Annotated in this window: 1 protein-coding gene; it reads right to left on the reverse strand. The window is 72.6% G+C overall.

The genetic code is table 11. The features are described 5' to 3' along the window. The coding region (locus ACIBK9_RS51800) for a PQQ-dependent sugar dehydrogenase (protein WP_397166831.1) at positions 1-1,737 on the reverse strand (1,737 nt) is incomplete at both ends.

Below are 1,737 nucleotides of genomic sequence, written 5' to 3' on the forward strand. Positions count from 1 at the left end.
GGCGCCCGGCACCTTCTCGACCAGGCGCAGCCTGCCGTACGTGCCGTTGAAGTAGGAGTTGACCGTCGAGACGTTCTCGCCGTTCAGGACGATGCGCCACAGCCGCTGCCCGCGCAGCGCCGCCATGAAGACCGTGTTGCCGACGATCGCGATGCCGCTCGGCGAGGCCTCGGCGACGCCCCAGGTGTACTTGGGGTTGGTCATGCCGGAGGCGGTGCAGGTGCCCTCGCAGGTGGGCCAGCCGTAGTTCTTGCCGGGCTGGATCAGGTTGAGCTCGTCGCGCGCGGAGTTGCCCAGCTCCGACGACCACAGTCGGCCGGCGGAGTCCCAGGCCAGGCCCTGCGGGTTGCGGTGGCCGTAGCTGTAGACGCGGGTGCCGAACGGGTTGCCGGGCGCGGCGGCGCCGGTCCTGGTCAGGCGCAGGATCTTGCCGTTGAGCGAGTTCAGGTTGGGCGCGTTGGCCGACTGCTGGGCGTCGCCGGTGGTGGCGTACAGGTAGCCGTCGGGGCCGAAGCGGATGCGGCCGCCGTTGTGGTAGCGGTTCTTGTCGATGCCCTGGAGGATCGTGGTGTAGCCGCTGAGCGTGCTGCCGTTGAAGTTCATCCTCGCGATGCGGTTGCCCTCGGCGGCGGTGTGCATGAAGAACACCTCCTGGTCGGTCGTGCCGTTCCAGGTGGGGGAGAGGTCCAGGCCCATCAGGCCGCCCTCGCCGTCGGTGGTCTGCACGTTCGGCACGGTCCCGACCTGCGTCTTCGTGCCCGACGGTGTCACCTTGAACACCTTGAACGTGTCCCGCTCGGTGACCAGCGCGAACGAGCCGTCCGGCGTCCAGGAGGCGTCCCAGGGCACGTCCCAGCCGCCCGCGACGGAGGTCGGCGTCTGGGGCACGGTCCCGCACCCGCCGGTGGTGAACGCGGCCGACGCCGCGCTCGGCGCGGAGAGCTGGCCGGCGGTGTCGCGGGCGACGACGTCGAGCTGGTAGGTGCGCGCGCACTCCAGCGGCACGCTCGTGCTGGTGGCGGGCGGTGCGCCGGTGACGGTGGCCAGCACGGCGCCGGAGGCGTGGTCGCGGACCAGGTAGGCGCGCACGCCGCCGTCGTCGGTGGAGGCGGCCCAGGTGACGGTCGCCGACGTGGGCTGGACGCCGCTGACCGCGGGCGTGCCGGGCGGCGAGGGCGGGTCGTCCGGCGGCGCGGGCAGCGTGTGGCAGGCGGCCTCGGGGCTGCTCAGCGAGACGTTGCCGGAGGCGTCCCGGGCGAACACCGACAGCTGGTAGCCGAAGTCGGGGGTCAGCCCGGTCAGCGTGGCCGGCGGCGCGGGGGCGGTGGCGATGAGCTGGCCCTGCTGGTAGATGTCGTAGGCCACGACGCCGATGTCGTCCGTGGCGGGCGGCCAGTCCAGCTTGAGGCTGTTGTGGGTGATCTCGCCGCACACCGGCTGGCCGGGCGCGGTCGGCTTCTGGGTGTCGGCCGGTCCGCTGACGCGCAGCCGGTCGAGGTTGGGGCCGCCGTCCGCGCTGGTCGCGGTGGCCCGTACGGTGTTGGCGCCCGCGTTCAGGGTGGCGTTGAGCGTGACCTCGTTCCAGGTGGTCCACGCGCCGGTGCCGGGGAAGGACCGGGTGCTCGCGGCGCCGTTCACCGAGATGCTCAGCGGCCGGTCGATCGTGGTGCCGTTGGCGTAGCGGAAGGTCAGGCTCTGCGGGCCGGTGGCCGCCGCGCTGACCTGGAACTCGACGTA

The sequence above is a fragment of the Nonomuraea sp. NPDC050227 genome (genome assembly GCF_044459705.1).
Lineage (GTDB): Bacteria > Actinomycetota > Actinomycetes > Streptosporangiales > Streptosporangiaceae > Nonomuraea.